Raw genomic sequence first — 2,462 nt, forward strand, 5'->3', positions numbered from 1 at the left:
GGTCAGACTTTGACGGCTTGTAGTTCTTCGAGCAGGTCGAGGAGTTGGTTGAGTTTTTCTCGTCCCATTTGTTTTTCGATGCTTTGGTAGATCTGGAGAGAGGTTCCGAGGTTTTCGGCGAGGATGTTTCGTCCTTCGTTTGTGATCTTCACCATTGTGCGTCGTTTGTCGTGGCTGTCCTGGCGGCGTGATATTTGGCCTTCTGCTTCCATCGTGCGCAGGATGCGGGTGAGGCTTGGCAACAGCAGGCAGGCCTCTTTGGCAATCGAGCTTTGCTCCACTTCACCCAACTCGTCCAGCACGCGCAGGATGCGCCATTTCTGCTCGGTCAGTTGTATCCCCTGCAGCATGTCCCGGATGGGGGCCATGACGGTTTCGCGTGCGCGCAGCAAGGCAATCGGAAGGGCGCGCGAGGTGTTCTTGGTGTGGCTTTGTTCACTCATGACAGTCTTCTAATTCGCAGAGTCAAAAGATGCAAAGATTAACAAAGCAAGTTCTTGACAGCGGGGGCTCCAATTTACTAAACATGTTTACCATTGGAGGGGAGCACATGCCACATTTTCACGTCGAGTATTCCGGCAATCTGGAGGACAGGATCGATATGAGTGGCTTGTGCGAATGCATCCGGGCCACGGCTGCCGGGATCAAGACATTTCCCCTGCCCGGTATTCGTGTCCGGGCCACGCGGGTCGATCACTATGCCATCGCGGACGGCAATCCGGCGCATGGGTTTATCGATATCTCGATCCGCCTGCGCGCTGGCCGGGCTGCGGATGTCAAACGGGACGCCACGCAGCGCATTTTTGAGGCGGTTGAGGCCTATCTGTCCCCCGCCTTCGCCGGACATTCCATCGCGCTCTCGCTTGAGATGCGTGACATTGACCCAGACCTTTCGCCCAAGACCGGCACGATCCGGGACCATTTGGGCGCGACCAACCAGGAGACCTGATCCATGAGCGCACTGGATACGAATATCGAGAAGCTGGCGGGCTTTCTGACCCGGTTTAAGGAAACCGGCATCAAGAACCGGATCGCGGGCGAAGATCGCGACGGTTCCGCAGGGGTGTTCCAATCCACCTCCCCGGTTGACAGGTCGGTGATCTGCGATGTCGCCCATGGCACAGCCGATGATATCGACGCTGCCGCCAATGCCGCCCACGCCGCATTTGCCGATTGGCGCGACATGCCTGCCACCGAGCGGCGCCGCATCTTGCTGAACGTTGCCGATGCGATCGAGGCCCGTGCCGAGGAAATTGCGCTGTGTGAATGCTGGGACACCGGCCAGACCCTGCGCTTTATGTCCAAGGCCGCGCTGCGGGGGGCCGAGAATTTCCGGTATTTCGCGGATCAGGTGGTCCAGGCGCGGGACGGTCAGCACCTTAAGTCGCCGACCCTGATGAACATCACCACGCGCGTTCCGATTGGTCCGGTGGGGGTGATCACGCCGTGGAACACGCCGTTCATGCTGTCGACATGGAAGATCGCACCTGCTTTGGCTGCCGGGTGCACTGTGGTTCACAAACCGGCCGAAGATTCTCCGCTGTCCGCTCGCCTGCTGGTGGAGATCGCCGAAGAGGCCGGGCTGCCCAAGGGTGTGCTGAACACCGTGAACGGGTTCGGCCCCGATGCGGGTAAGGCGTTGACGGAGCATCCGTTGATCAAGGCGATCGCCTTTGTCGGTGAAAGCCGCACCGGCAGCATCATCACCAAACAAGGTGCCGATACGCTCAAGCGGATGCATCTGGAACTGGGCGGCAAGAACCCGGTTGTTGTGTTCGACGACGCCGATCTCGACCGGGCGCTGGATGCGGTGATCTTCATGATCTACTCGATCAATGGCGAGCGCTGCACGTCATCCTCGCGCCTGCTGGTGCAGGACACCATCAAGGACGCGTTCGAGGCAAAGCTGATCGAGCGGGTCAACACCATCAAGGTCGGTCATCCGCTGGATCCTGCGACCGAGATCGGGCCCCTGGTGACCGAGGAGCATTATAACAAGGTGACTTCCTATTTTGACATCGCCAAGGAAGACGGTGCGACTGTCGCCGCCGGAGGTGTCAAGGTGGGCGACACAGGGTACTTCATTCGCCCAACCCTGTTTACCGATGCCAATAACCAGATGCGTATCGCGCGCGAAGAGATATTCGGCCCGGTTCTGACCTCGATCCCGTTCTCGACCGAGGACGAGGCGCTGCAGATTGCCAACGACACACCATACGGTCTGACCGGCTATGTCTGGACCAATGACCTGACCCGCGCCTTGCGGTTCACCGACAAGCTTGAAGCCGGGATGATCTGGGTGAACTCGGAAAACGTCCGCCACCTGCCCACCCCGTTCGGCGGCGTCAAGGCTTCCGGTATCGGCCGCGACGGCGGCAACTGGAGCTTCGAGTTCTACATGGAACAAAAACACGTCGGCTTCGCAACCGGAAATCACAACATCATGCAGCTGGGGAAGTGAA

At 59.1% G+C, this 2,462-nt stretch carries 3 protein-coding genes; 2 read left to right on the forward strand and 1 reads right to left on the reverse strand.

Annotated features, from left to right (window positions below):
• Positions 1-2: 2 nt before the first annotated feature.
• Positions 3-443: a homoprotocatechuate degradation operon regulator HpaR gene (gene hpaR / locus ACR0ES_RS20090; protein ID WP_480492848.1), complete on the reverse strand. Its 441-nt coding sequence runs from the start codon at positions 441-443 to the stop codon at positions 3-5.
• A 107-nt stretch (positions 444-550) separates the two neighbouring features.
• Here hpaR and ACR0ES_RS20095 point away from each other — a divergent pair, with 107 nt between their 5' ends.
• Together ACR0ES_RS20095 and hpaE are read left to right on the forward strand one after the other, a co-directional pair.
• Positions 551-949 (forward strand): 5-carboxymethyl-2-hydroxymuconate Delta-isomerase, encoded by a 399-nt coding sequence (locus ACR0ES_RS20095; protein ID WP_267365252.1) that lies wholly within the window; start codon positions 551-553, stop codon positions 947-949.
• Between the two features lie 3 nt (positions 950-952).
• Complete coding sequence (gene hpaE / locus ACR0ES_RS20100; protein ID WP_480774593.1) at positions 953-2,461, forward strand: 5-carboxymethyl-2-hydroxymuconate semialdehyde dehydrogenase; 1,509 nt, start codon at positions 953-955, stop codon at positions 2,459-2,461.
• Position 2,462: the final 1 nt, after the last annotated feature.

Source organism: Ruegeria sp. N7, from assembly GCF_056531345.1.